Raw genomic sequence first — 24,173 nt, 5'->3', positions numbered from 1 at the left:
TGCGGATCAGGCCGGGCGCCGCCGGTCAGCGGCCGGTGGCGACGGCCCGCAGGGCCGCCCACTGGGCCGCGGCGAACCCGGCCACGGTCAGGGCCTGCAGCGGCGTCCACACCAGTCCGGCGGTGGTCGGCTCCAGCCACGCGACGAGGGCGACGAGGCTGAGGACGGCCCAGAGTGCGTTGATATCGACGACGAGCTTCACTCCGAGCGCCGGGGGCTGGGGCCGGCTCGCGAGCCAGGCGACCCCGGCGGCGTACACGGTGAGCAGGACGCCGAGTTCGAGCAGCAGCCCGGGGTCGACGCCGAGGAACTCCCCCAGCGGGCCGGAGGCCACGGCGTAGGCGATGCCGTTGCCGCCGGTGACGACGGCGTCGAGGGCGAGGAAGCGGCGTACCGCGACCTGGGGGCGGGTGGTGCGGGCGAGACCGGTGAGCAGGGCCTGGGACATGACGGATCACCCTCCGTGGGGACGTTCGCGCTGGTGGTGGGCCCGGAGCCCGAGCGGAGTGCGCCGCCCGGGTTCCGGTGTCTCCGAGCATGCCGGGCGGGCGGCGGGGGGTCGATTACGTGGGAGGTCATGCGGGCGGTCCTGGCGTGAGTATTGTTCGCGCCGGGGTGGCCGGGAGCGGTCTGCCCGGAGGGGGAGAGACGGATGGTGTGGAACGGGGAACGGGCCCGCATGGTGGCCACCGGGGACGATCACAAGGTGACGCCCGCGGAGCTCTTCTTCGACCTGGTGTTCGTGTACGCGATCACCCAGGTCACCGCGCTGATGGCGGTCGCGCCGTCGCCGCTGCGGGTGGTCGGCGGGATGGTCGTGCTCGCGCTGCTGTGGTGGTGCTGGTGCTGCTTCGCCTGGCTGGGCAATGTCGTACGGGCCGACTCCGGCGCCCTCTTCGGGGTGCTGGTGACGGTGATGGCCGTGGTCCTGATCGTGTCGCTCGCGGTGCCGGAGGTCTTCGCGGACGAGCCCGGCGGTCTTTCGGCGCCGTTGCTGTTCGTGCTCTGCTACGGCGCGGTGCGGGTCCTGCACCTGGCGTCGTACTGGCTGTCCGGCCCGGGTGACCGCGCCCTGCGCGTCACCCTGCGGCGTACGGCCCTGGCGTCGGTGCTGCCGCCGCTGGTGCTGCTCCTGATCGGCAGCGCGTACAGCGGGCGGGTCCAACTCCTGCTCTGGCTCGGGGCGGTGGCCGTCGACTACGGCGGCATCTACGTCACCGGTTCCTCCGGATGGCGGGTCAACTCCCCCGGGCACTTCGCCGAGCGGCACGGCTTGATCGTGATCATCGCGCTCGGCGAGTCCATCGTCGCGATGGGCGTCGGCGTCTCCGGATTCCCGCTCACGGTCGCGGTGCTGGGCGCGTCCGCGGCCGGGCTGCTGCTCTCGGCCGGGCTGTGGCGGCTGTACTTCCGGCAGCTCGGCGAGGCGGCCGAGCACCGGCTGGCGGCGCTGGACGGCGACGACCGCACCCGCTTCGCCCGGGACGTGTACACCTTCCTGCACCTGCCGTTGGTCGCGGGCGTGGTGCTCTGCGCGCTCGGCATGAAGAAGGCCCTCCAGCAGGTCGCCGACACCGGCCACTACGGCCTCGCCGAGCCGCTGCACGGGGTCGTCGCCTGGTCGCTGACGGGCGGGGTGGGGGTGTATCTGCTGGGCGCGGCCGCGATCGTGCTGCGGACCACGGGCCGCCGCCCCTTCGCCCTTGCCGCGGGCGGCGTGTGCTGCCTGGCGGCCGGCCCGCTGGTCGGTCTGGTGCCGGCCCTGGTGGCCCTGGCCGCCCTGGCCACGACGGCGGCGGCCCTGGTCTGGGTCCACGGCCGGCGCACGTCGGGGACGTTCGAGGCGGTGGAGGCGGCCTGAGCCGGCCGGTCCCCCTCGGTCAGTACGCCGCCGGGCGGTGGGCGATGAAGGCACGCAGGCGCCTGGTGTCGGCGTCGGTCCAGCCGGGCGGCGGGAGGACGGCCGCCCAGCCGTCGACGGCCCCCGCCCCGTAGCGGTGGCCGTGCGGGGCGTCGACTCCGTACGAGACGGCCATGTCCACGGAGGTCTGCCAGAAGGCGACGAAGGGGAACCAGCTGATCTCGGGGGTGATGTCGGGGCCGAGGGGTTCGTCGAGCCAGGCGGGGCGGCTGAGCAGGAGGTCGGGCGACCACCAGACGACGGGGTCGGAGGCGTTCTGCAGGTAGACCGCGCGCGGGTGTCCCCAGGCGCTCGCCGGGCGGGCCAGGTCGGTCTCCGGGAACTGGGCGAAGCGGATCCGCGTGCCGCCCCGGTACTGGGGGCGCCAGACGGGGCTGCCGGGGTCGCGGTCGCGGCGGATCTCGCGGGAAATCGGGGAGAAGTTGGGGGCGCCCATGAGGAGGGCGCCGTCGGTGGAGGCGAGCAGGTCGTCGGCGCCTTCGAAGGAGGCCTCCACGGCGTAGGCGCCGAGGCTCTCACCGGTGACGACGAGCTTGGGCCGCCGGTCGGCGGGCAGGGTGCCGAGCCGGTCGCGCACGGCGTCGAGGAGGGCGCGGGTGGCCTGGCCGGCCTTCTCCTTGTCGACGAGGAAGGAGACCCAGCTGGGGAGGTACGAGTACTGGACGGCGACGATCGCCGTGTCGCCCCCGTACATGTACTCCAGGGCCTCGGCGACGTTCGGGTCGACCCAGCCGGTGCCGGTGGTCCCGGCGACGGCGAGCACCGCGCGGTCGAAGGCGCCGGTGCGGTCGAGTTCGCGGACGGCGAGCCGGGCCTGGGCGGCGAAGGGGCTGCCGTCGTCGAAGGCGGCGGGCAGCGCGGAGGGTATGTAGACGCGGACGGGGGCCCGGGCGGGGCGGCCCGTCCAGGCGGTGAGGGTGGCGCGGGTGGGTGTGGAGCCGGTGAAGTTGCGGCCCTGGTAGCCGAGGTCCGTCCAGGGGATGAGGGAGCCGGGTCCGCCGGAGACGAACCGGGAGGCGGGGCGGCGGATGCCGTCCTTGGTGCCGCCGTTGGTGGCCTCGGCGATGCGGTCGGCGAGGTCGACGACCCCGCGGTCGAAGACGATGTCGCGGACGCCGACGAGGACGACGAGGGTGGACAGGACGGCGCCGACGGCGAAGGCGACGGGGCGGGGCAGGAGCCGGCCGAGCAGCCGGATCAGGGTGACGGCCCCGAGGCGTACGGCGCGGGCGACGAGGAGGGCGGCGAGCAGCAGGCCGAGCGCGATCAGGGCGATCATCGGGGTGTGCCAGGTGAGGGCGGGCGGCAGTCCCTGGAGGACCCGCAGCTGACGCTGCATCCGGGCGCTCTCGGAGATGAGCCAGACGGCGAGGACCGGGCTGAGCAGCCAGTACGCCTGCCAGCAGCGGGTGCGGAACCACTCGGGCGGCCGCCACGGCGCGAGGGCCCGGTAGAGCCAGGCGAGCCCGGAGCCGAGGGCGTACCCGATGACGGCGGTGATGCCGCCGACGAGCCCCTGGAGGTACCAGGGGCGGGGCACGAGGGAGGGCGTGAGGCTCGACCAGAAGAAGACGGTGGCGAAGCAGAGCGCGACGAGGTCGGGCCACCGTCGGATGCGGTACGCGGGGTCGGGGCGGTCCCAGTAGGGGCGCCGCGCGAAGGCGAGCAGCCGGTCGGCGGCGCGCCGGCCGACCGACGCGGCACGGGTGCCCCTGCGGGGTGAGATGCCTGTGCCTGTGCCTGTGCCTGTGCCTGCGCCTGGTCCTGTGCCTGGTCCTGGTCCTGTGTCGGTGTCCGGGCCGGTGGGCGGGTCGTCGGCGGGTTCGGGTCCGGCGGACCGATCGGGGCTGGTGTTCCGGTCGGTCGAGGTCATCGGGACAGCCTGGTACGCCCGGACGCCGGTACGCAATCAGATTTCGCGTGGGCCGCGTCCGGGCGTGACGGAGGGTCAGCGGACGGGGTCCTCCCGGTACGGGGCCGGCTCGGGCTCAGGGGAGGCGGCGGGTTCGGGGGCCGGGGCGGCGGGTTCGGACGCCCTGCGGTCGGCGCGTCCGGCGCGCGAGGCCTCGGCGCGCAGCAGGGCCTGGAGGACGGCGTACGGGTCGACGGGCATGACGAAGCTCCTCGTGGTGCGGGGGTGATGTCGAGAACTGCCGGGAGGTGCGGGCCTCTCAGCAGCGCATCACCACGCACCGGAGCGCGTCGCCGCGCGGGGCGGGGCCGGGGGCCGGGACGGTGGTACGGGAGGGGCGGCGGGCGCCGCGGGGGTGCCGGTGTCCGGGGGCGGGCCGGGCGCCCGTGCGGTGCCGCCGGGTCCGGCCGGGCAGCCCGGCCTCGGCGGCGGCCGGGTCGTGGGTCTCGCCGCCGGTGTCGGACGCCGGGGAGGCGGCGGCCGGCCGGAGCTCGGCGCCGCCGGTGAGCGTGGCGGCCGCCCCGGTGCCGAACAGCGCGGCGACGACGAGGAGCAGCACGATCCAGCGGCGCCGGGCGGGCCGCGGACGTGCCGGGCGGCCCGCCGGTCCGGCGGGCGCACGGGTCGTCCGGTGCACGGGGCTCACGGTGAACCGTCCTGCCCCGCCCGAACCCCCGGGAGGCGCGCCGGAGCGCAGATCCGCCCGGGCGGCCTAAGAGGTGTCCCCCGCCGGACGCCCCCGCCCCCCTACGGCCGGGCTTCCCGGACCTCCGGGGCCTCCGGGGTGTCCGTGGTGCGGTCGTCACCGCCGGCGCGCTGCCTGCGGGCGGACATCCCCGCGTACACGAGCACGCCCGCGAAGAGGAACAGCACGCCCTGGTAGACCGCCGCGTAGCCGGAACCGGCGACCAGCCAGAGGGAGAAGCCGAAGGCGGCGAGGGTGAGGACGGTGTCGCGGATCAGACGGGGGCGGTGGACGCGGTCGGACCGCCCGGAGAGCAGGAAGGAGAACTGCGCGGCGGAGGAGAGCAGATACGGCACGGTGGCGGTGAAGGTGGTGACGAGGACGAGGGTCTCGAAGACCCCCTCGGCGCCGGCCGTGTAGTTGTAGACGGTGAGGAGCGAGGCGAGGACGACGGTCACGAGGACGCCGGCCGTGGGGACTCCGCGCCGCTTGCGGGCGAAGGCCTTCGGGAAGAGGCCGTCGCGCGCGGCGGCGTACGGGGTCTGGGCGCTGAGCAGCGTCCAGCCGTTGAGCGCGCCGACCATCGAGACGAGGGCCATGCAGGCGACGGCCGTGCCGCCCCAGGTGCCGCCGAACATGAGGTTGACGGAGTCCGTGAAGGGGGCGTCGGAGGCGACGAGCCGCTCGTGCGGGACGGTGCCGAAGACGGACAGGGTGGTGAGGAGGTAGAGCAGGGCGGCGCCGAGGGTGCCGAGGACGGTGGCGCGGCCGACGTTGCGGCGCGGGTCGCGGACCTCGCCGGCGCTGACGGCGGCCGACTCGACGCCGAGGTAGCTGAAGAGCAGGATCGCGGCGGAGGCGGAGACGGCGCCGAGGGCGCTCCCGTCGGTGGCGCGGAAGGGGCCGAGGTTGGCGCTGTCGAAGGAGAGCAGGCCGCCGACGGCGACGAGCAGCAGCGGGACGAACTTGAGCACGGTCGCGACGAGCTGCACGGCGCCGACGTAGCGGGTGCCGGCGAGGTTGGCGAGGGCGGGCAGCCACTGGAGGAGGAGCGCGGCGGCGATGGTCGCGGGCTTCGATCCGTGGAGCGGGACCAGCACGTCGAGGTAGCCGACGGCGGCGACGGCGAGGGCGGCGTTGGAGACCCAGGTGGTGATCCAGTACGACCATGCCGTCAGGAATCCGGCGAAGTCGCCGAAGGCCTCGCGGGCGTAGACGTAGGGCCCGCCGGTCAGCGGGTGGCGGTGGGCGAGGCGGCCGAAGACGAGGGCGAGGGCGATCGCGCCGAGGGTGAGGACGCCGAAGGCGAGGAGGCTGATGGTGCCGAAGGGGGCGACGGAGGCGGGCAGCAGGAAGATGCCGCCGCCGATGATGTTGCCCATGACCAGGGCGGTCGCGACGGGGAGGCCGAAGCGGCGGGAGTGCCCGCGGCCGGCGGGGGTGCCCGTGGCGGCTTCGGTGTCGCGCTGTGGAGTTGTGGTGGCCGTGCTCATCGGGTGGTGCGCCTTCGCCGTCGTTCGGACATTCCGGGCCATCGTCCGGTAGTGCCGAACAGGCGTCCAAATCAGCGGTTTTTGTCCTGTGCGACCGGCCGGTCAACCGGAAGAAGTGATTCCGAACCGCCCGTGGGCGGCGAAATCTCCAGCGGCACCTGCGGACCCGAGCACTCCCGGAGCCAGCGCCGCAGCACCTGGTGCACCTGCTCCGCGCCGACCAGCTCCTCCCCCGCCGCCACGGGCGGCGACAACTCCGGCGGGGACAGCAGGAAGGGGTGCGACTGCTCGCCGCCGAGACCGCCGTGCGAGCCGATCTGCTCCTCGAAGGCGTGCACGGTGCCGGTCGCCGGGTCGTACATCGAGTTGACCATGATGTCCGCGACGTGCGGGAAGCCGTCCGTCCGCCGCACCGCGCGCGCCGCGCCCGGCCCGAAGACGGCGAGCGGCCCCCCGTCGTCGAGCTCGGCCACCGGCACCTCCACCCCGTCACGGGCGAGCACCACCGAACCGTGCTCCTCGCTCGCCACCAGCACGAAACCGATGCCCGGATGGTGGGCGAGGGCGCGCAGCAGCGCCGGATGGCGGCGATCGATCTCCTCCCGCGTCATCCGGTGCGGCACGTCGGGGAACGAGACGAGACCCAGGTTTCCGGAGGCGAGGACGATCGGCTCGGAGGGACGGGCGGGCAGCTCCTTCGCCGTCTCGCCGGTCTCGTCCACGGGCCGGTGCAGCGCGAGCCGCAGCGCGTCCCGCGCCGCGTCGCGCGCCTCCGAGCCGCCCCCGGACCCCGCCCCGGGACGCCCCCGGCGGATACGGCGCACCCGCCGGGGCACCGGAAGGCCGCACCCCGCCCTGACCAGCTCCTTGAGCGTCAGCCCGTACGCCCCCTCGAAGGTCTCCCCCGGGCTCTGCCCGTGGTCGGAGAGGAGCACGATCCGGTACGGGCGCGGGGCGTGCTCGGCGACGGTGGCGATCAGCGCCACCGAGCGGTCGAGGCGCCGCAGGACCTGGTCGGTGTCCCGGCCGTGCGGGCCCGAGTGGTGGGCCACCTCGTCGTAGGCGACGAGGTCCGCGTAGACGGCGGTCCGCCCGGCGAGCATGTCGCCCATGACGGCCGCGACCACGACGTCCCGCTCCACGACCGTCGCGAAGGCGCGGACGAAGGGGTACGTGCCGCCGCGCGAGACCCTCGGGGTCTCGCGGCGCAGCAGCGCCCCGGTCGACTGGAAGATCTCACGGAAGCACTCGGCGACCAGCGATCCGGCGGTGCGGACGGCGTTGGCCGGGTCGGAGAAGTACGCGAAGTAGCCGGCCCGCGAGCGGTTGCGCCGGCCGCGCCGTGCGGCCATCGACAGGACGAGGGCGAGCTGGTCGGCGCCGCCGCTGAAGAGGTTGCCGCGCGAGGCGCCGTCGACGGTGAGGAGGCCGCCGTCACCGGTGCGGCGCACCGCCCGGCGCTGGAGCTCCACGGCGCTCGCGGGCCGGTTCGACACCATCACCCGGCCGGTGTCCTTCTCGTACCAGCGGAAGGCGGGCACGTCCTCGTTCGAGCCGTGCAGGATGCCGAGCTGGCTCGCGCCGGTCTGGCTGGACCAGTCGGTGCGCCAGGGCGTGAGCCGGTGGCCCGCCTCGAGCCAGGACGCGACGGTCGGCATGAGCCCGTCGGCGACGGCGCCGCGCAGGACGTGCAGGCCGACGCCGTCGAGCTGGAGGAAGACCGTCCCCGGGGCCTGCTCGGGCGAGCCGTCCGAGACCCGGGGGCGGGTGCGGCCGGTGAGCCGGTAGAGGCGGCGGCGGTAGGCGTCGTCGTCGCGGACGGCGAGGCCGGTGGAGGTGGCCGAGGCGACGGCCGACATGACGGCGGCGACCACGACGGCGGTCTCGGGGTCGGCGGTGCCGCGGCCGTCGGGGACCAGCCAGAGCGCGACGAGCAGCAGCGAGCCGTTGAGGAAGAAGACGAGCAGACCGAGCACGAGGGCCGGGACGAGCAGCAGGGCCCGCACGATCAGCGGCCACACGAGCGCGCCGAGCAGACCGAACGCGCCGGCCGCCGCGGCCGCGGTGAGCGCCGTCCTCGTGAAGGTGTCGCCTTCGGCGGACTGCAGCGCGAAGGCGGGGAGCAGGGCGGCGAGGATCAGCATCGTGAGCGTGGAGACCGCCCAGACGGCGACCACCCGCCCCAGTGCCCTGCCCGCGGACCGCCAGCGCTCGGCGCCACCCCATCGCCCGTCACCCACGCCCGCTTCACCTTTCGCCCGTTTCCTGTCCCAAGCGTGGCACAACGCCCACGGCCGGCGGGGAGAACGGGTGACGGCGGCGGGCCAGGGTGTGTCAGGTCGGACGTGGACGAGGGGCCCTCACGGGTGCGGGGAGGGGCGGTTCCGCCAGGGGGCCCGGGCCCCTACGGTCAGGAGCCGTCGTAGCCCGCCGTCGGCATCGAGAGGCGCCGGTGGACACCGGCCTTGGCGGCCGTGTCGTACACCGGTTCGCACGCGGGGCCTTCGGGGCAGGCGGTCTCCACCCGCACCCCGCGCCGGGCGCACTCGGCGCGGAAGCCGGGCACGGAGGTCAGGGCGCGGGCGAGGACCCGCTCGTTGGCGGCGACGAACAGGTCGACCGCGCCCGCCTCCACGTCCACCCAGAGCGCCGCGTGGTCCGGCCGGAGTCCGTAGAACAGCAGCTGGCGGGCGACCACGTACCCCTTTTCGTCGGCCCAGCGGGCACACACCGCGTACTGGCCGCGCGTGTCGACAAGGAAGGGGTCGCTGTCCAGCTCTTCGAGCGGGGTGAGGCTGGCGATCGCCGCCACCCGAACGTCGTCCATGGGCCGACCCTACTGCGGTACGGCACGGCCGAACATCCTCCGGTGCCCGCTCCGGACATTTACCCTCGATGGGGAGTTGGGGAACGGTCACGGACATCGTGCACGGCGGCCCCGGCCCACGAGAACGGAAGGCGGCATGCCGGTGGAGGTCACCTGGTGGGGTCACGCGACCTGCACGGTCGAGGACTCCGGGGTCCGCTTCCTCACCGATCCGCTGTTCGCGCGGCGGCTCGCGCACCTGCGCCGTCGGCGCGGGGCCGTGCCGCCGCCGGAGGCCGCGGCCGCCGAGGCCGTCCTCGTCTCGCACCTGCACTCCGACCACCTGCACCTGCCCTCGCTTGCCCGGATCGCGCCCGGGACCCTGCTCGTCGTACCGCGCGGCGCCCCCGCCGCCGTACCGGGACTGCGCAGGCTCGAAGCGAACGGGGTGCGGCTCGCCGAGGTGGAGCCGGGCGACACGGTGACGGTGGAGGGCGTGACGGTACGGGCCGTGCCCGCGCGCCACGACGGACGGCGGCTGCCGGTCGGGCCGCACCGCGCTCCCGCGCTCGGGTACGTCGTCGAGGGCGAGGCGCGGACGTACTTCGCCGGGGACACCGGACTGTTCGACGGGATGGCCGAGGCGGTCGGGCCGGTGGACGTGGCGCTGCTGCCGGTCGGCGGCTGGGGGCCCTACCTCGGGCACGGGCACCTCGACGCGGGCCGGGCGGCCGAGGCGCTGGCCGCGCTGTCGCCGGCGGCGGCGGTGCCGGTGCACTACGGCACGTACTGGCCGATCGGGCTCGACGGGGTCCGCCCGCACGAGTTCCACGCGCCGGGGGACGAGTTCGTACGGCACGCGGCGCGGCTCGCGCCGAAGGTGACGGTGCACCTGCTCGGCCACGGCGAGCGGGTGCGGCCGGAGGTCGCCCGGTGAGCGAGGGGTTCACCGGCATCCTGGCGGCGGCCGGCGACCTGCCGCCGGAGTCGACGCAGCAGGCCGTCGGCTACCCCTCGCTGTTCCTGCTGGTGGCGCTCGGCGCGCTGGTGCCGGTCGTGCCGACGGGCGCGATCGTCAGCTCGGCGGCGGTGGTCGCCTTCCACCAGTCCTCGCCGTTCGCGCTGCTGTACGTGTTCCTGGTGGCGGCGTTCGCCGCGTGCCTCGGCGACGCGGCGCTCTACTGGCTGGGACAGCGCGGGATCCGCTCGCGCAACGGCTCCCGGTGGCTCGCCTCGCTGCGGGGCCGGGTCACCCCCGAGCGGCTCGCCCACGCGCAGGAGCGGCTCGACACCCATCAGGTGTCCGTGCTCGTGCTGTCCCGGCTCGTGCCGGCCGGGCGCATCCCCGTGATGCTGGCCTGCCTGCTGTCGGAGATGCCGCTGCGGCGGTTCGTCCGGGGCGACGTCGCCGCCTGTCTGGCCTGGGCGGCGACGTACCAGCTGATCGGCATCCTGGGCGGCTCGCTCTTCCCCGAGCCGTGGCAGGGCGTGGTCGCGGCGGTCGGCCTCACGGTGCTGATCAGCGCGGTGCCCGCGCTGTGGCGGCGGCTCAGGGGGCGGGCGGCGGCGGACGAGCCGTCAGGACAGGAGACGTCGGGACAGGGGACATCGGGACACGGGACATCGGGACACGGGGTGTCAGGCCAGGGCACGTCAGGGGGCGGGACGTCAGGGCGCGGGACCTCAGGGCACGAGCACCCGTGAGCCGCCGACCGGCAGGTCCCACAGGTCATCGCGGGACAGCCCGGCCTGCTCCCAGGCGGCCCTGACCCGGGTGAGGGGTTCGAGGACGGGCTCGGAGGACAGCACGAAGGTCGCCCAGTGCATCGGGGCCATCCGCCGGGCCCCCAGGTCCTGGTGGGCGCGGACGGCCTCCTCCGGGTCGGTGTGGACGTCGCTGAGCCACCAGCGGGGGTCGTAGGCCCCGATGGGGAGCAGGGCCAGGTCGATGCCGGGGTAGCGGCGGCCGATCTCGGCGAACCAGTGGCCGTAGCCGGTGTCCCCGGCGAAGTGGACGCGCCGGCCGGACCGGTCGGTGAGCACCCAGCCTCCCCACAGGGAGCGGCAGGTGTCCAGGAGGGTGCGCTTGGACCAGTGGTGGGCGGGGACGAAGTCGAAGCGCACGCCGTCGAGTTCGGCCGCCTCCCACCAGTCGAGCTCGGTCACCCGGGTGAACCGGCGGCGGGCGAACCAGCGGCCGAGGCCGGCCGGGACGAAGACCGGGGTGTGCCGGGGCAGCCGCTTCAGGGTGGGGGCGTCGAGGTGGTCGAAGTGGTTGTGGCTGATGACGACGGCGTCGACGCGCGGCAGGTCCTCCCAGCGGACGCCGACCGGGGTGAGCCGGGCGGGGGTGCCGAAGATGCGGCGGGACCAGACGGGGTCGGTGAGGACGGTCAGCCCGCCGATCCGCAGCACCCAGCTGGCGTGCCCGGCCCAGGTGACGGCCAGTGTGTCGGGCCCGGCCGGCGGGAGCGGGCCGGGCTCGAAGGGCAGCAGCGGGATGTCGCGGAGGCCTTCGGGGCGGGGGCGTACGGCTCCCTCGCGGGCGAAGCGGGCCAGCGCACGCACGCCGGGGAGGGGGGCGGTGAGCCGGTCGGCGAAGGTACGGGGCCAGTCGGACCGCAGCCGGCCCACCGGCTGGAGCCCGGGGGCGGGCGGCGCCGGGGCCGTGGCGGCGCGGGGGGCCTGTGCGGCGCGCGCGGGGTGTGCCGTCCGTTCCGTCATGTGCGGGCTCCGTTCTGCGCGGATCGTTCGGCCGGGACCGGAGGGTCGAGGGGTGCGGCTTCGGGGGGCGTGGTCACCGGAGTTCCTCCAGGGCTCCTCCGAACTCGGCCAGTCTCCGCGCCACATGGGGCAGCTCCTCCGGGTCCCGTGCGCCGAGGGTCTCGGCGCGTTCCTCCTCCCTCCTGCCCAGGAACATGCCGGTACCGAACCTCACCCGGAGTGCGCCGAGCTCGTCGCCGAAGCGGTGGCCGCCGGTCACGGGGGCGCCGAGCCGGTCGGTGAGGTGGTTCTCCAGCTCCAGGGAGTCGGTGACACCCCGGGCGGCGAGACCGGCCCGCAGCGGCCCGAGGTCGGCGTAGAGGTGGCGGCCGGCCTGCGGCGGCCGGGCGAGGGCCCCGGCGGCGAGCACGGCGCGGTGCGCGGCCCCGGCGAGGCGCCCGTGGACGGCGGCGGCGCGCCGGGCGCGTACGGTCACGTCCTCCGGCTCGTCGAGGGCGTGCGCGGCGGCGGGGGCGACGGGCCCGGGCACGACGGCCCCGAGGGCGGTGAGCACGTCGAGGACGCGGGCCCGGCGGTCGGTCCAGCGGTCGGCGCGGGACGGGTCGGTGGGCGGGAAGCGGGCGACGGCGCAGGGCCAGGCGGCCGGGGCGAGGGCGCCGCCGAGGTCGGAGAGGATCGTCACGTCGTCCGGGCACATCTCGGCGGGACTGAGGAGCACGGTGTCCTCGGGGTGGTGGCGGGTGTCGCGCCAGGTCTCGTCGCTGATGACGTGCAGGCCCTCAGCGACGGCCGCCTCGCAGGCCTCGCGGACGAGTTCGGGCGGGGCGACGGTGCCGGTGGGGTCGTCGGCGACGGAGAGCAGCAGGACGCGCGGGTCGCCGCCCTCGGCGCGGATCCGGCGGACGGTCTCCATGAGGGCGTACGGGTCGGGGACGCCGCCGGCCTCGGCCGGGGTCGGCACGTGGTACGTCGGGCGGCCGAGGAGCCGGGCCTGCGGGGTCCACCAGGCGGGGCAGGGCCGGGGCAGCAGCAGGTCGCCGCCGTGGGCGGCGACCAGGGCGAGGAGCAGGGCGGGGGCGCCGGGTCCCGCGACCACGTCCTCGGGGTGGGTGCGCAGGCCGCGCCGCCACCAGTAACCGGCGGCGGCCTCGCGCAGCACCGGGCCGCCGCCGGGCGGCTCGGGCGCGGTCCGGCCCGCGGCGGCGGCGAGGAGTCCGGCGAGCCCCGGCAGGACGGGCAGCCCGGTGTCGGTGGCCGGAGGGCCGTAGCGCACCGGGCCGCGGCCGTCCGGAGCCGTCTGCCGCATGTCCCGTACCTCCTGAGCGCACGGGGGCGCCGGCACGGCACCCCCGTGCCCTTTATACGAAGGTTCGTCCGGTTCCGCCGCTCCAGGCGTCATTCAGGCGTCATTCAGGCGACGGTCGGGCGGCGGGCGAGCGGGCGGCGGGCGGGCCGCGGGCTCAGACGACGGTCACCGGGTGGCGCACGACGGCGTTGAAGAGGTAGCCCTGCGTGTTGTGGACGGCCCGCTCGGGCTGGGTGTTGCCGGCGGTGTCGGTGGTGCGGGAGAGCAGGGTGACGGGTCCGGTGCTCCGCGGGCGCCACGGCACGCTCCAGCGCACCCAGCCGTCCCGGCGCGGCGTGTCGTGGAGGTGGGCGCGCCGCCAGTGGGCGCCGCCGTCGGTGGACACCTCGACCGAGCGCACGGGCGCGAGGGCGGACCAGGCGCGGCCGGTGAGGCGGTGGACGCGGCCGGACTCCAGGGTGGCGCCGAACGGCAGCTGGTAGGCGGACTTGAGCGTCTGGCGGCTGATCGGGGCGCTGCCTCCGGCCGGGTGGGCGGCGCCGAAGAGGCGGTACCAGTCGGTGGACCAGGGCGAGCTCAGCGGCCGGGTGGAGACCTCGATGTCGCCGAGCCATTTGATGGAGGCGATGCCGACCCAGGAGGGCACGACGAGCCGGACGGGGTGGCCGTGGTCGTACGGGAGGGGCTCGCCGTTCATCTCGTACGCGAGGATGACGTCGTCGAAGGCCTTGGCGACCGGCAGCGGGCGGCGGACCCGGCCGTAGTCGATCCCGCCGGAGACGTACGGGTCGTCGAGGCCGCGCGGCAGGAGGTCGACGGCGTCCCGCGCGATCCCGGCCCGCCGCAGCACGTCGGCGAGCCGCACCCCGCGCCAGCGGGCGGCCCCGACGGCGCCCAGGGTCCAGGCGGTGCCGGTGACCGGTTCGCCCTGCTGGCTGGCGTAGAGGCTGCGGCCGTTTCCGGCGCACTCGATCAGGGCCGTACGGGTGACGGAGGGCAGGTCGCGGAGCTGGCCGTAGGTGAAGTGGACGGGGCCGCGGCCGTGCAGTCCGTCGCCCCAGAGGGTCAGCCGCCAGTCGGCGGCGTCGAGGACGGGGGTGGAGGTGTGGTTGCGGACGAAGAACCGGTCGGCGGGCGTGAGCGCGCCGGTGTCCCCGAAGGCGTCGAAGCGCGCTTCGGCGTTGGTGCCGCGGACGGTGAAGTGCTCGGACGGGAGGGCCTTGACGATCCCGGGCGCGGAGAGGAGGCCCGGGGTGGCGAGGGGCCCGGAGGCGGGCGCGGCGGGCGTGGGTGCGGCGTGTGCGGGTGCGGCGGTGGCGAGCCCGCCGAGCGCGGAGACCGCGGGGGCCGCCGCGAGGACCTTGAGCAGGGAGCGGCGGGCGGGCACGGGCGGGTTTTGCACGGGACTCCTCGGCGGGTTGAGGGCGCAACCACCGGGCGGCGGCGGGCCGATCCTAGGCGCGCGGGGCCGCTCCTGACGGCCCGTTCATGGTGCTGTCACACAGGCTTCGTCAGGTCGGAAGGGTCGCTCCGGAAAACGGCGGGCGGGCCGGCCGTCCTCGGCCGACAATGCCGCATGGTGATCCGTGAAGCCCTTCCCGAGGACGCGGCGGCTGTCGCCGCCGTGCAGGTGCTGTCCTGGCGGGCCGCCTACCGCGGCCTGGTCCCCGACGCGTATCTGGCGGCCCTGGACGTCGAGGAGCGCACCGCCGTGTGGCGGGCGCGGCTCGCGGCCCCGGACCGGCCCACGGTCCTGGTCTCGACGGGTCCCGGCGGGCGGGTGCGGGCCTTCTCCTGCTTCCGGGCCTGGCCCGACGAGACGTTCGCCCCGGGGACCACGGCCGAGCTCGCCGCCCTGTACGCCCTGCCGGAGGCGTGGGGCACGGGGGTGGGGAGGGCGCTCCTCGCGGCGTCCGCCGAGGCGCTCGTGGAGGCGGGGTTCCGCGCGGCCGCGCTGTGGGTCTTCGAGGGGAACGCACGGGGGCGCCGCTTCTACGAGGCGGCGGGCTGGCGGCCGGACGGCGAGGTCGTGCGGGAGGAGACGGGTGGCCGGGAGCTGGCCGAACTCCGCTACGGGCGCGACCTGTTCGCCTGAGCCCCACGACACGGCGTGTCCACATGGCGATACGCGGGTCTCATCATTCGACATCACTGCGTACGGTGGTGAGCACGCAACCACACCGAGGGAGCCGCTTCGATGACGCACGCCTCCGCCCCTTCCGCCCACCCGGCAGCCCATGAGACCGCCGTCTACACCCACGGCCACCACGAGTCGGTCCTGCGCTCGCACACCTGGCGGACCGCCGCCAACTCCGCGGCCTACCTGCTGCCCTCGCTGACCGCCGGACTGGACGTCCTGGACGTGGGATGCGGGCCCGGCACCATCACCGCCGACCTGGCGGCGCTGGTCGCGCCGGGCCGGGTGACGGCGGTCGACGCCGCCGAGGGCGTACTGGCGAACGCCCGCGCGGTCGCGGCCGAACGCGGCCTGGGCAACGTCGAGTTCGCGGTCGCCGACGTGCACGCCCTGGACTTCCCCGACGACTCCTTCGACGTCGTCCACGCCCATCAGGTGCTCCAGCACGTCGGCGACCCGGTGCAGGCCCTGCGCGAGATGCGACGGGTCTGCCGCCCCGGCGGCGTCGTCGCGGCCCGCGACAGCGACTACGGCGCCTTCACCTGGTTCCCCGAACGGCCCGCGCTGGACGGCTGGCTGGACCTGTACCACCGGGTCGCCCGCGCCAACGGCGGCGAACCGGACGCGGGCCGGCGCCTCGTCTCCTGGGCCCGCCGGGCCGGCTTCACCGAGATCACCACGACGGCCGCCACCTGGTGTTTCGCCACGCCCGACGAGCGGGCCTGGTGGAGCGGCCTGTGGGCGGACCGTACGACCGGCTCCGACTACGCCGAACTGGCCGTGTCCGGCGGCCACGCGACCCGCGCCGAACTGACGTCGATCGCGGAGGCCTGGCGCGAATGGGGTGCGCGGGAGGACGCCTGGTTCATGGTCCCGCACGGCGAGATCCTGTGCCGGGTGTCCTGACCGGCCGCCCGATCACGTCGCCCGGTGGAGACGTGGCCCAGGACGGTCAGGAGAAGTCGTGGACGCCGAGGCAGTCCGGGTCCTGGAGCGGGCAGCTCGGGTGGGGTGTGCGGTCGGGCGGTGGGGGCGGGGGCGGTTCGTCCGGGATCGCCGGGGGCGGGGGCAGCGCGAAGGCCTCGCAGAGGCAGGCGCCGCACGTGCCGGAGAAGCGGGGTTCGCCGTGCCGGAAGCGCGGATGGCCGCATCTGCACTCCTGTGTCGCCCACGCCGCCATCGCCGGACCTCCGATCCCCCGCTCGGTCGCGTCACGGATCAGGGTAGCGGCCGGGACGCTCGCCCCGGCCGCTCCTTTCTCAGCTCGGGCGCATCCTGAACTCGTAGGCGTCCGGCAGGGGTTCGTCGGTGAGCCGGGCCCAGATCTCGCCGAGGATCTCCGCGCCCTCACTCAGGTCCGCGACCTCGAATCCCGCGTCGAAGACGGCACGGGCCTCGTCCCGCCGGCCCTCGGCGAGCAGCAGCCGGGCTTCGAGCAGCCGGAAGGCACCGCGTCGGCGGGCCGGCTCCGGGAGCCGGGACCACAGGGCCCGTGCGCGGTCGGGCCGGCCGACGGCGAGGAGCGCCTCGATCGCCTCGCGGGCGAGGGCGGCGGCCACGGTGTCCCCCGGGGCCGGGTCCGCGCCGTGCCGCGCTACCGGGGCCCGCACGGGCCGGTCCGTCCCGGCCCCGTCGCCCCCGGCCCCGTCGTTCCCGGCCCCGTCGCGCCCGCTCCGGTCCCGCCCGCTCCGGTCCTGCCCGCTCCGGTCCTGCGCCTCGTGGCTGGTGAAGGCCTCCGTGAAGCGTTCGGCCGCGCGGTCCGGGTGGCCGTCCTCCCGGTCGGCGACGGCCAGGCAGTACAGCAGCGGCCAGCGCACGGTGGCCTCCTTGAGGCCCCGCTCCCAGCTCCGTACGGCCTGGGCCCGGTCACCGGCGTGCCACTGGGCGATGCCCAGGTGGTACTCGGTGGAGGGGTCGGCCGGGGCGGTCTCCAGCATGTCCCGCCACGGCGCGGCGACCAGCGGCGCGCCCGGTGCGGCGCCCTCGGCCGGGGGCGGCAGGACGCCGGTGCGGAGCAGCTCCCGCCAGGGCTCCTGATCGGGGCCGATCGTCGACTCGGGGAAGGGCGTGCCGGGCAACTCGTGTCCCCCGCGCAGGACTTCAAGGGCTCCCCAGCCCGATCCGGTCGCCAGGACCTCGTCCGGCGCGGTGTCGGCGGCCCCCTCCCGCCAGGCGGTGTACGCCGTGTCGACGGCGGCCCGGGGCAGCGCCCCCGCGAGGGTGCGCTCGACGTCCGCGCGGGCGGCGGCCCAGTCCTCGCCGAGGACGGTGGCGGGGTCGGCGGCGAGCGGTCCGTACGCCTCCAGCCAGCTGAACTCGGCGCCGCCCGCGAGTTCCAGGTGTTCCAGCTGGGTGCGGGCGAGCCCGGCCTGGATCTCGGCGTACCCGGGGGTGCCGGGCTCCGTCAGCCACTCCTGCCAGCGCCGGCCGCCGCGCCCGGTGCCCCACACGAAGAGCTTGCGGCCGCGCAGCGGGTCGGTGGAGGTCTGGACGAGGCCGGTGCCGTCGCCGTCGAGGGCGGCGATCCAGCGGCGCTGCCCCTCGGGCAGGTCGTAGAACCAGTCGGCCGCGTGGGAGCTGCCGCGCGGGTACGAGCGGTCCGTGCCGTCCTCGGACGCGGGCACGGGGACGCGGCGCAGGCCGCGTTCGTAGCCGTGGTGCCAGGCCGCGTCGGCGGGGACGAGGACCCGGCGGTCCTCGGGGACGGCGATGTTCGACCACCAGTAGACGGGGGCGGGGCGCTCGTGGGGGTTGCGGATCCGGACCCCGACGTACAGGAAGTCGGAGCCCTCCGGGAGCCAGAGGTCGACCTGGAAGGGCAGGTCACGCAGCCGCTCCCACTCCCAGAGCCGGAGCATCGGCCCGCCGTCGGGGGCGCGGACGGTGGCCGCGTGGAGCGGCGCGCAGGACAGGGTGGTGTGGCCGGTGGCCCCGATGTTCCATTCGACGCCGCCGGAGAACCAGGCGCCGTTGAGGGCGAAGGCGGCGGGCTGGAACACCGGGTTGCGGTAGAGGAGTTCGCGACCGGTGGGCTTGTGGTGGAGGGAGTGGACGCGGCCGCCGAGGCCGGGCAGCACCGTCACCCGGAGCCGGTCGTTCTCGATCACGATCGTGTCGAGGTCCGTGGGGATGCGCTCGCGACCGTACCCGTCGCGCACGGGTGCGGGCAGCAGGCTGCGCAGCGGGGAGCGGCCGATACCGCGGGCCATGTCGCGCGGGAGCTCCGCGAGGGTCGACGCGTCGACCGCGTGGCCCCCGGCGCCGGCGGGGGTCCGCAGGGCGGGCAGCGGGTTGTCCGGGCCCAACGGGGCGGCGGGCAGCGTCAGTACGGCTCGTCGTACGGTCGTCATCGCCCCATCGAACACGCCGTGGCCCGTCCTGACCAGGGGCTCTCCGCATCGGGCTTCGGCAGGGCCGGGGGTCCGGGGGCCGCCCGGATATTCCGGGCGGCGGGGCGGTCGCCGCCCGTACTGTGGAGGGTCGGCGCGCCGGGTGGCAGCCGGGGAACCAGCACCGAGGAGTACGAGGAATGGGCACGCAGCACACCTACCGGGTCATCGTGCGCGGCACGTTCGACGGTCTGTCGGAGGAGAGCCGGACCCGGCTGCTCGCCGAGGTGGACGCGCACGGGCTGACCGCGATGCAGTTCACGGAGGAGGGCTCGCTGGCCTACGACCGGACGCTGAAGCACTTCTCGTACCGGCTGGTCGTCGTCTCCGACGCCGAGGACGGCGAGGAGATGGCGGGCGCGCTCGCGGAGGACCGGGTGGAGACCGCGCTCCGGGAACTCGGCCACGGGTACAAGGCGCTGCGCTCCACGGTGACCGACCTCGACACGATGAAGATCAACTACAAGCGCTGAGCGGCGGGCCCGTCAGCGGATCGGGGGGCGGGTCCGTCAGCGGACGACGGGGGCGCGCCCGTCACCGGACGGCGGGCGCGGGTCCGTCAGCGGCGGGCGCGGGTCCGTCAGCGGCGGGCGCGGGCCTCTCAGCGGCGGGCGCGGGACCCTCAGCGGCGGGCGGTGCGGACGCGTGGCGGGCAGGTCTCCCCCTTCCGTACGACTCCGATCATGACGGTGGTCCTGCGGTCGAGGCCGGTGCCCGCCGCCGGGTACTGCGTGCAGACCTGCCAGCGCGGCGGCCAGAGCACCCGCCGGTCCCGCCCGCTGACGTCGTGGACGTCGAGCCGGGTCCGGCGGTCCAGACGGGTGAAGACCTGCCACAGGCCCCGGCCGAGGAAGTCCGGCATCGGACGTGTCCCGGCCTCCTCGCCGGCCGTCGCGGTCTCCTCCGTGGAGCTGACGGCGACGGCCGCGAGCGCGAGGACGGCGCCCGCGCCGACGACGGCGCGCCGCCTCACTTCCGCCTCCGGGCCGCGGCGTAGTAGCCGCAGGCGGCGCCGAGGAGCGCGGCGGCCAGCAGGGCCAGGTAGAGCGGCATGGTCACCTCGGGGATCAGGAGCCTGATCCTGACCTCGCGGGTGTTCTCGAAGATGAAGACCAGGGTGATGGCCGCGAGCAGGATCATCCCGATCCGGCCGGGGGTGAAGGCCCCGGCGAGCCGGGACCTGCCCCCGTCGGGTGTCCGTGTCGTCTCCTTGGGACTCATGCCCGCCCTCTCCGTCCGTCGTGCCGTCGGCCGTACCCGACCACCGCCGTGGGACCAGAATGGGGTGATCGGGGCCGCTCCGGGACGGCGAGGAGAGCCGTACGGGTGACTTGTCAGACAACGTGAGCCGACTACCGTGGTCCCGGACACCGGCGGAGACGAGGCGAGGAGCGGCCGTGGCGGTCAGCGGACAGCGGCGGCGACCGGTCGTCGCGCTCTACGAGCGCATCGCGGACGCCGTCCACGACGGCACCTATCCCCCGGGCTCCACGCTGCCCTCCGAGCCGAAGCTCGCGGCGGAGCTTGGGGTGAGCAGGCCCGCGCTGCGCGAGGCCCTGCTGCTGCTCCAGGAGGACGGGCTCCTGACCGTACGGCGCGGGGTCGGCCGCACGGTCAACGACCGGCCGCCCCGGCGCGGTTTCGAGCACGTCCAGGCCCTGGAGGAGCTGATCGGGCCGGGGGCGCCGCTGCGGGTGCGGGCGCTGTTGCGGACGGTCGAGGAGCCGACCGACTTCACCACCCAGCACCTGCTCGCCCCGGCCCGCGCCGAGCTGCGGTTCTGGGAATCGGTGCTCACCGGGGAGGGCACGGCGGCGGCGCTGAGCCACGAGTGGGCGGCGGCCGACGAGCTCCTGGACCGGGTCCACCCCGAGTTCGCGCGGGCCCTGCGGGCGACGGACACGGAGGCCCGGGCGGCGACGGCCGCGGGTGGCGCGGTGCGCGGGCCCGGGCCCGCCGTCTCGATGCTCTCGGTCCTGCTCGGAGCCTCGCGCGAGACGGCCCTGAGCGCCCACAGCGGCATCACGGCGACGCTGCTCGGGCGTCGGCGCGGGGAACAGCTCGGCCGGCCCGCGGACACCCCGGCCGTACTCGTCACCCAGGTGGTGCGGGTGGGTGAGACCCCGGTCCTGGCCGCCAAGCACATGCTCCCGACGGGGGCGCCCGCCCTGCCCGTGCTCCAGTCGCACTAGGCCGTGACGCCCGCCACCTCGCGGACGGTGTCGGTGAAGGCGCGGGTCCGGGCGTTCTCGGTGCCCGTCGGCCAGAACGCCCCGTACTCGATGGGCTCCGCGTCGCTGAACGGCACCCAGGCCACGTCCTGCCGGGCGTAGTAGCGGCTCGCGCCCTCGCAGGCGGGCGAGACGCCCTTCCCGCGGCCGACGAGGTTCAGCACCTCCGTCCAGTACGTCGTGGAGATCCGCGCGATGGGCCGGCCGCCCGGGGTGTGCCGGGGATAGTGGCGGTCCACCCAGTACGGCGGCTGGTCCCCCTCGACGGCGACGAGCGTGGTCTCCGCGAGGTCCTCCAGGGACACCGACGCGCGTCGCGCGAAGGCGTGGCCGGCGGGGACCATCAGCACGCGGCGTTCGGAGAACAGGACCGGGCCGAGGGTGAGGTCGGGCTCGTCCACCGGGCCCTCGCTGACCTGGAGGTGCAGCCGGCCGCTCCTGATCGGTCCGAAGGATTCGAAGAGCTGGACCTCGTGGATCTCCACCTCGCAGCCCGGACACCGGGCGCGGAACACGTCGGCCGCCTTCAGGAGCAGCTCCGCGACCATGGGGCTCGAGTAGCCGACGTGGAGGACCTCCGTCACGCCCCGCCCCGCGGCCTTCACGCGGTCGACGGCCCGCCGCAACTGCTCCTGGACGGGCAGCAGGTCGTCCCGCAGCTGCCGGCCCGCCGGGGTCAGGGCGACATGCCGGCTGGTGCGTTCGAACAGCGCCACGCCGAAGCGGCGCTCCAGCTTCTTGATGGTCTGGCTGACCCGCCCCTGGGCCAGTCCGAGCCGCTCGGAGGTGCGGCGGAAGTGCAACTCCTCGGCCAGCGTGAGGAATGCCTCGATCTCGTGTCGCTCCACCGCCGGCCTCCGTCGCTCACATCCCCCACCACCGGTGAGTCCGGGTCACCGATCGTAGACGAGATCGATCTTGTTCGGCGCGCCGGTCCGTTCGAGAGTGGGTCCCCCGGAGCATCCGGGAGGACGGTGCGCCCGGCGTACCGAGCGAGGTGTCCTGTACGAGGGGGAGAACCACCATGACCAGCGTCTTCGACAGCGTCCGGCTCGGCGAACTGCCGCTCCCCAACCGTCTGGTGATGGCCCCGATGACCCGGAACCGGGCCTCCGCCGACGGCGTTCCGACGCCGCTCATGGCCGAGTACTACGCGCAGCGGGCCTCCGCGGGGCTGATCATCGCCGAGGCCTCCACGCCGAACGCCGTGGGGCAGACGTATCCGAACATCACCGCGATCCACAACGACGCACACGTGGCCGGCTGCGTCGGGTCACCGAGGCGGTGCGGGAGGCCGGCGGCCGGATGTTCCTCCAGCTGCAGCACGGCGGGCGCATCGGCCACCCCGACAACAGCGGCGGTCTGACGCCCGTCGCCCCCTCCCCGATCGCGCTCCCCGACACCATCTTCACGTCCGGTGGGCACCGGCCCGCCGTCGTACCGCGCGAGATGACCACCGAGGACATCCGGGAGACGGTGCACGACTTCGCCGCCGGGGCGCGCAGGGCCGACGAGGCCGGGTTCGCCGGGGTCGAGGTGCACGGCGGCAACGGCTATCTCCTCCACCAGTTCCTGGCCTCGGGCACGAACCACCGCACCGACGCCTACGGCGGCTCTGCGGCGGGCCGCATCCGGTTCGTGCGGGAGGTGGTCGAGGCCGTCGCCGAGGCGATCGGCCCCGACCGGGTGGGCCTGCGCATCGCCCCCGGGGTGACCGCCAACGGCATGCACGAGGACGACGCCGACGACGTCTACCCGGCGCTCGTCGACGCCCTGTCCGACAGCGGCCTCGGCTACCTCCACGTCGTCTTCGCCGACCCCGACGAGCCCCTCTTCCAGCACATCCGCAAGCACTGGGCCGGCACCCTGATCGCCAACCCTGCGCTGCCCTGGCCGGGCCCGCTTCCGGCGGACGGCGGCAGGCACGAGGTCGAGCGGCTCCTGGCCGCCGGGGCCGACCTCGTCTCCCTCGGCCGCGCGTTCCTGGCCAACCCGGACCTGGTGGAGCGGCTGCGCGTCGGCGCGCCCCTCAATCCCCTGCGGGACAGGGGACTGATGTACGTGGGCGGGGCGGACGGCTACACCGACTACCCGGCGCTGGAGACCGCTCCCGGCCGTACCGAGGCATCGGCCACGGCGTCAGCACCGGCACCGGCACCGGCCGCTTCCTGACCTCGCCGTCGGCCTGCGGGGCCCGGGCGGTCGGCGGGGGCCCGCGACGCCGCTCCGGTCCTGGACGGGGGTCAGGGCCGGGCGGGGCAGGGCAGGGCAGGGCCCGCCCGCGCGGCGGGGCAGGGCGTGGGCCGTGCGGCGGGGGCAGGGCTCGGGCCGTGCGGCGGGGCGGGCGCGGGCTGCGCGGCGGAGGCGGGCGCGGGCCGTGCGGCGGGGCGGGCGCGGGCCGCGCAGGAGGCGGGGCCCAGGCCGCGCGGTGGCCTTCGCAGCGCGCTCCTCCGGCGTGGCGTACACTTCCCCGCCATGCACTTGTCTGACAACCCTGCCACGCCTGCCGCCGCCACCGTCTCCGAGTGGATCCGCCGGGCCCCCAAGGCCGTCCTCCACGACCACCTCGACGGCGGGCTGCGCGCCGCGACCATCGTCGAGCTGGCACGGGAGTGCGGCTACACCGCGCTGCCGACCGAGGACCCGGCCGCGCTCGCGGTCTGGTTCCGCGACGCCGCCGACTCCGGCTCGCTCGAGCGCTACCTGGAGACCTTCGCCCACACCTGCGCGGTGATGCAGACCCGCGGGGCGCTCACGCGCATCGCGGCCGAGTGCGCCGAGGACCTGGCGGCGGACGGTGTCGTCTACGCCGAGATCCGCTACGCCCCCGAGCAGCACCTGGAGGGCGGCCTGACCCTCGACGAGGTCGTCGAGGCCGTGAACGAAGGCTTCCGCGAGGGCGAGCGCCGCGCCGGCGGCCGGATCACCGTCCGCACCCTCCTCACCGGCATGCGCCACACCGACCGCTCCCTGGAGATTGCGCGGCTCACCGTCGCGCACCGGGACAACGGCGTGGCCGGCTTCGACATCGCCGGCGGCGAGATAGGCAACCCGCCGGCCCGCCACCTCCCCGCCTTCCAGCACCTGAAGCGGGAGAACTGCCACTTCACGATCCACGCGGGCGAGGCCGTCGGCGCGGAGTCGATCCACGAGGCCGTGCAGGTCTGCGGCACCGAGCGGATCGGCCACGGCGTGCGGATCACGGACGACATCGCCGAGGACGGCACGCTGGGCCGGCTGGCCTCGTACGTCCGGGACAACCGGATCGCCCTGGAGGTCTGCCCGACCTCCAACCTCCAGACCGGCGCCGCGAAGGACTACGCCTCGCACCCGATCGACGAGCTGCGCCGCCTGGGCTTCCGGATCACGCTCAACACCGACAACCGGCTGGTCTCCGGCACCACCATGAGCGAGGAGTTCCAGCACATGGTGGACGCCTTCGGGTACGGCCCCGAGGTGTTCGAGGAGTTCACGGTCGCCGCCCTGGAGGCCGCCTTCCTGCCGCTGCCGGAGCGGCAGCGGCTGATCGACGAGGTCGTCCGCCCGGGGTACGCGGCGCTCTGACCGCG

The 24,173-nt window shown here is 75.5% G+C and carries 22 protein-coding genes and 2 pseudogenes; 9 read left to right on the top strand and 15 right to left on the bottom strand.

Annotated features, from left to right (window positions below; translation table 11 throughout):
• Window positions 1-25: 25 nt before the first annotated feature.
• Window positions 26-448: a hypothetical protein gene (locus tag DEJ43_RS31765; protein WP_015037529.1), complete on the bottom strand. Its 423-nt coding sequence runs from the start codon at window positions 446-448 to the stop codon at window positions 26-28.
• A gap of 204 nt (window positions 449-652) precedes the next feature.
• Here DEJ43_RS31765 and DEJ43_RS31760 point away from each other — a divergent pair, with 204 nt between their 5' ends.
• Window positions 653-1,861: a low temperature requirement protein A gene (locus DEJ43_RS31760; protein WP_015037528.1), complete on the top strand. Its 1,209-nt coding sequence runs from the start codon at window positions 653-655 to the stop codon at window positions 1,859-1,861.
• A 19-nt stretch (window positions 1,862-1,880) separates the two neighbouring features.
• Here the strand turns inward: DEJ43_RS31760 and DEJ43_RS31755 are convergent, their stop codons facing one another.
• The 6 genes from DEJ43_RS31755 to DEJ43_RS31735 all read right to left on the bottom strand — a co-directional run bounded on the left by DEJ43_RS31755 (window position 1,881) and on the right by DEJ43_RS31735 (window position 8,838).
• Window positions 1,881-3,794, bottom strand: a complete 1,914-nt coding sequence (locus DEJ43_RS31755) for an alpha/beta hydrolase (protein ID WP_015037527.1) — start codon at window positions 3,792-3,794, stop codon at window positions 1,881-1,883.
• Between the two features lie 75 nt (window positions 3,795-3,869).
• A complete protein-coding gene (locus tag DEJ43_RS38645; RefSeq protein ID WP_158506275.1) occupies window positions 3,870-4,034 on the bottom strand; it encodes a hypothetical protein in 165 nt (54 codons plus the stop codon).
• A 58-nt stretch (window positions 4,035-4,092) separates the two neighbouring features.
• Window positions 4,093-4,479, bottom strand: coding sequence for a hypothetical protein (locus DEJ43_RS31750; RefSeq protein WP_015037526.1), 387 nt, complete (start codon window positions 4,477-4,479; stop codon window positions 4,093-4,095).
• Window positions 4,480-4,580: 101 nt separating this feature from the next.
• Window positions 4,581-6,011, bottom strand: a complete 1,431-nt coding sequence (locus DEJ43_RS31745; RefSeq protein WP_078508803.1) for an amino acid permease — start codon at window positions 6,009-6,011, stop codon at window positions 4,581-4,583.
• Window positions 6,012-6,082: 71 nt separating this feature from the next.
• Complete coding sequence (locus tag DEJ43_RS31740) at window positions 6,083-8,251, bottom strand: phage holin family protein (RefSeq protein WP_015037524.1); 2,169 nt, start codon at window positions 8,249-8,251, stop codon at window positions 6,083-6,085.
• A 170-nt stretch (window positions 8,252-8,421) separates the two neighbouring features.
• Window positions 8,422-8,838, bottom strand: coding sequence for a hypothetical protein (locus tag DEJ43_RS31735; RefSeq protein ID WP_015037523.1), 417 nt, complete (start codon window positions 8,836-8,838; stop codon window positions 8,422-8,424).
• A 136-nt stretch (window positions 8,839-8,974) separates the two neighbouring features.
• Between DEJ43_RS31735 and DEJ43_RS31730 the strand changes: the two genes are divergently transcribed.
• Window positions 8,975-9,754, top strand: coding sequence for an MBL fold metallo-hydrolase (locus DEJ43_RS31730; RefSeq protein WP_015037522.1), 780 nt, complete (start codon window positions 8,975-8,977; stop codon window positions 9,752-9,754).
• Between the two features lie 17 nt (window positions 9,755-9,771).
• Window positions 9,772-10,383 (top strand): annotated as a pseudogene (locus DEJ43_RS31725) (DedA family protein); the annotation flags it as partial.
• Window positions 10,384-10,500: 117 nt separating this feature from the next.
• On the opposite strand, the gene DEJ43_RS31720 reads toward DEJ43_RS31725, so the two are convergent.
• From DEJ43_RS31720 to DEJ43_RS31710, 3 genes are all read right to left on the bottom strand, one after another.
• Window positions 10,501-11,541 carry an MBL fold metallo-hydrolase gene (locus DEJ43_RS31720; RefSeq protein WP_015037520.1) on the bottom strand — a complete coding sequence of 347 codons (1,041 nt, stop codon included), beginning with the start codon at window positions 11,539-11,541 and terminating at the stop codon, window positions 10,501-10,503.
• Between the two features lie 73 nt (window positions 11,542-11,614).
• The gene (locus DEJ43_RS31715) at window positions 11,615-12,847 is read right to left on the bottom strand and encodes an aminotransferase class I/II-fold pyridoxal phosphate-dependent enzyme (protein WP_015037519.1); all 1,233 of its coding nucleotides are present in this window, start codon (window positions 12,845-12,847) and stop codon (window positions 11,615-11,617) included.
• 154 nt (window positions 12,848-13,001) lie between these two features.
• The gene (locus DEJ43_RS31710) at window positions 13,002-14,249 is read right to left on the bottom strand and encodes a sulfite oxidase (RefSeq protein WP_015037518.1); all 1,248 of its coding nucleotides are present in this window, start codon (window positions 14,247-14,249) and stop codon (window positions 13,002-13,004) included.
• Window positions 14,250-14,423: 174 nt separating this feature from the next.
• Between DEJ43_RS31710 and DEJ43_RS31705 the strand changes: the two genes are divergently transcribed.
• Together DEJ43_RS31705 and DEJ43_RS31700 are read left to right on the top strand one after the other, a co-directional pair.
• Entirely contained in the window at window positions 14,424-14,942 is a 519-nt protein-coding gene (locus DEJ43_RS31705; protein WP_015037517.1) for a GNAT family N-acetyltransferase, read from the top strand.
• A gap of 102 nt (window positions 14,943-15,044) precedes the next feature.
• Window positions 15,045-15,890 (top strand): methyltransferase domain-containing protein, encoded by an 846-nt coding sequence (locus DEJ43_RS31700; RefSeq protein ID WP_015037516.1) that lies wholly within the window; start codon window positions 15,045-15,047, stop codon window positions 15,888-15,890.
• Between the two features lie 46 nt (window positions 15,891-15,936).
• Here DEJ43_RS31700 and DEJ43_RS31695 read toward each other — a convergent pair whose 3' ends face one another.
• Window positions 15,937-16,164: a hypothetical protein gene (locus tag DEJ43_RS31695; protein ID WP_015037515.1), complete on the bottom strand. Its 228-nt coding sequence runs from the start codon at window positions 16,162-16,164 to the stop codon at window positions 15,937-15,939.
• 79 nt (window positions 16,165-16,243) lie between these two features.
• Window positions 16,244-18,334 (bottom strand): DUF5107 domain-containing protein, encoded by a 2,091-nt coding sequence (locus DEJ43_RS31690; RefSeq protein WP_015037514.1) that lies wholly within the window; start codon window positions 18,332-18,334, stop codon window positions 16,244-16,246.
• 179 nt (window positions 18,335-18,513) lie between these two features.
• Here DEJ43_RS31690 and DEJ43_RS31685 point away from each other — a divergent pair, with 179 nt between their 5' ends.
• Window positions 18,514-18,846 (top strand): DUF6204 family protein, encoded by a 333-nt coding sequence (locus tag DEJ43_RS31685; RefSeq protein WP_015037513.1) that lies wholly within the window; start codon window positions 18,514-18,516, stop codon window positions 18,844-18,846.
• Window positions 18,847-18,995: 149 nt separating this feature from the next.
• Here DEJ43_RS31685 and DEJ43_RS31680 read toward each other — a convergent pair whose 3' ends face one another.
• Together DEJ43_RS31680 and DEJ43_RS31675 are read right to left on the bottom strand one after the other, a co-directional pair.
• On the bottom strand, window positions 18,996-19,346 hold the full coding sequence (locus DEJ43_RS31680) for a hypothetical protein (RefSeq protein WP_015037512.1): 351 nt from the start codon (window positions 19,344-19,346) through the stop codon (window positions 18,996-18,998).
• The gene (locus DEJ43_RS31675) at window positions 19,343-19,594 is read right to left on the bottom strand and encodes a lipopolysaccharide assembly protein LapA domain-containing protein (RefSeq protein ID WP_015037511.1); all 252 of its coding nucleotides are present in this window, start codon (window positions 19,592-19,594) and stop codon (window positions 19,343-19,345) included. Before DEJ43_RS31675 ends, DEJ43_RS31680 begins: the two co-directional genes overlap by 4 nt.
• A gap of 176 nt (window positions 19,595-19,770) precedes the next feature.
• Between DEJ43_RS31675 and DEJ43_RS31670 the strand changes: the two genes are divergently transcribed.
• Window positions 19,771-20,565 carry a GntR family transcriptional regulator gene (locus tag DEJ43_RS31670; protein ID WP_015037510.1) on the top strand — a complete coding sequence of 265 codons (795 nt, stop codon included), beginning with the start codon at window positions 19,771-19,773 and terminating at the stop codon, window positions 20,563-20,565.
• On the opposite strand, the gene DEJ43_RS31665 is transcribed toward DEJ43_RS31670, so the two are convergent.
• Window positions 20,562-21,452 (bottom strand): LysR family transcriptional regulator, encoded by an 891-nt coding sequence (locus DEJ43_RS31665; protein WP_015037509.1) that lies wholly within the window; start codon window positions 21,450-21,452, stop codon window positions 20,562-20,564. The two genes, DEJ43_RS31670 and DEJ43_RS31665, sit on opposite strands and share 4 nt — an antisense overlap.
• 176 nt (window positions 21,453-21,628) lie before the next feature.
• On the opposite strand from DEJ43_RS31665, the pseudogene DEJ43_RS31660 reads away from it, so the two are divergent.
• Together DEJ43_RS31660 and DEJ43_RS31655 are read left to right on the top strand one after the other, a co-directional pair.
• A pseudogene (locus DEJ43_RS31660) lies at window positions 21,629-22,776 on the top strand (alkene reductase).
• 303 nt (window positions 22,777-23,079) lie between these two features.
• Window positions 23,080-24,168: an adenosine deaminase gene (locus DEJ43_RS31655; RefSeq protein ID WP_015037506.1), complete on the top strand. Its 1,089-nt coding sequence runs from the start codon at window positions 23,080-23,082 to the stop codon at window positions 24,166-24,168.
• Window positions 24,169-24,173: the final 5 nt, after the last annotated feature.

It is taken from the genome of Streptomyces venezuelae ATCC 10712 (genome assembly GCF_008639165.1).
Classification (GTDB): Bacteria; Actinomycetota; Actinomycetes; order Streptomycetales; family Streptomycetaceae; genus Streptomyces; species Streptomyces venezuelae.
This window is presented reverse-complemented; position numbering and strand designations above follow the sequence as displayed.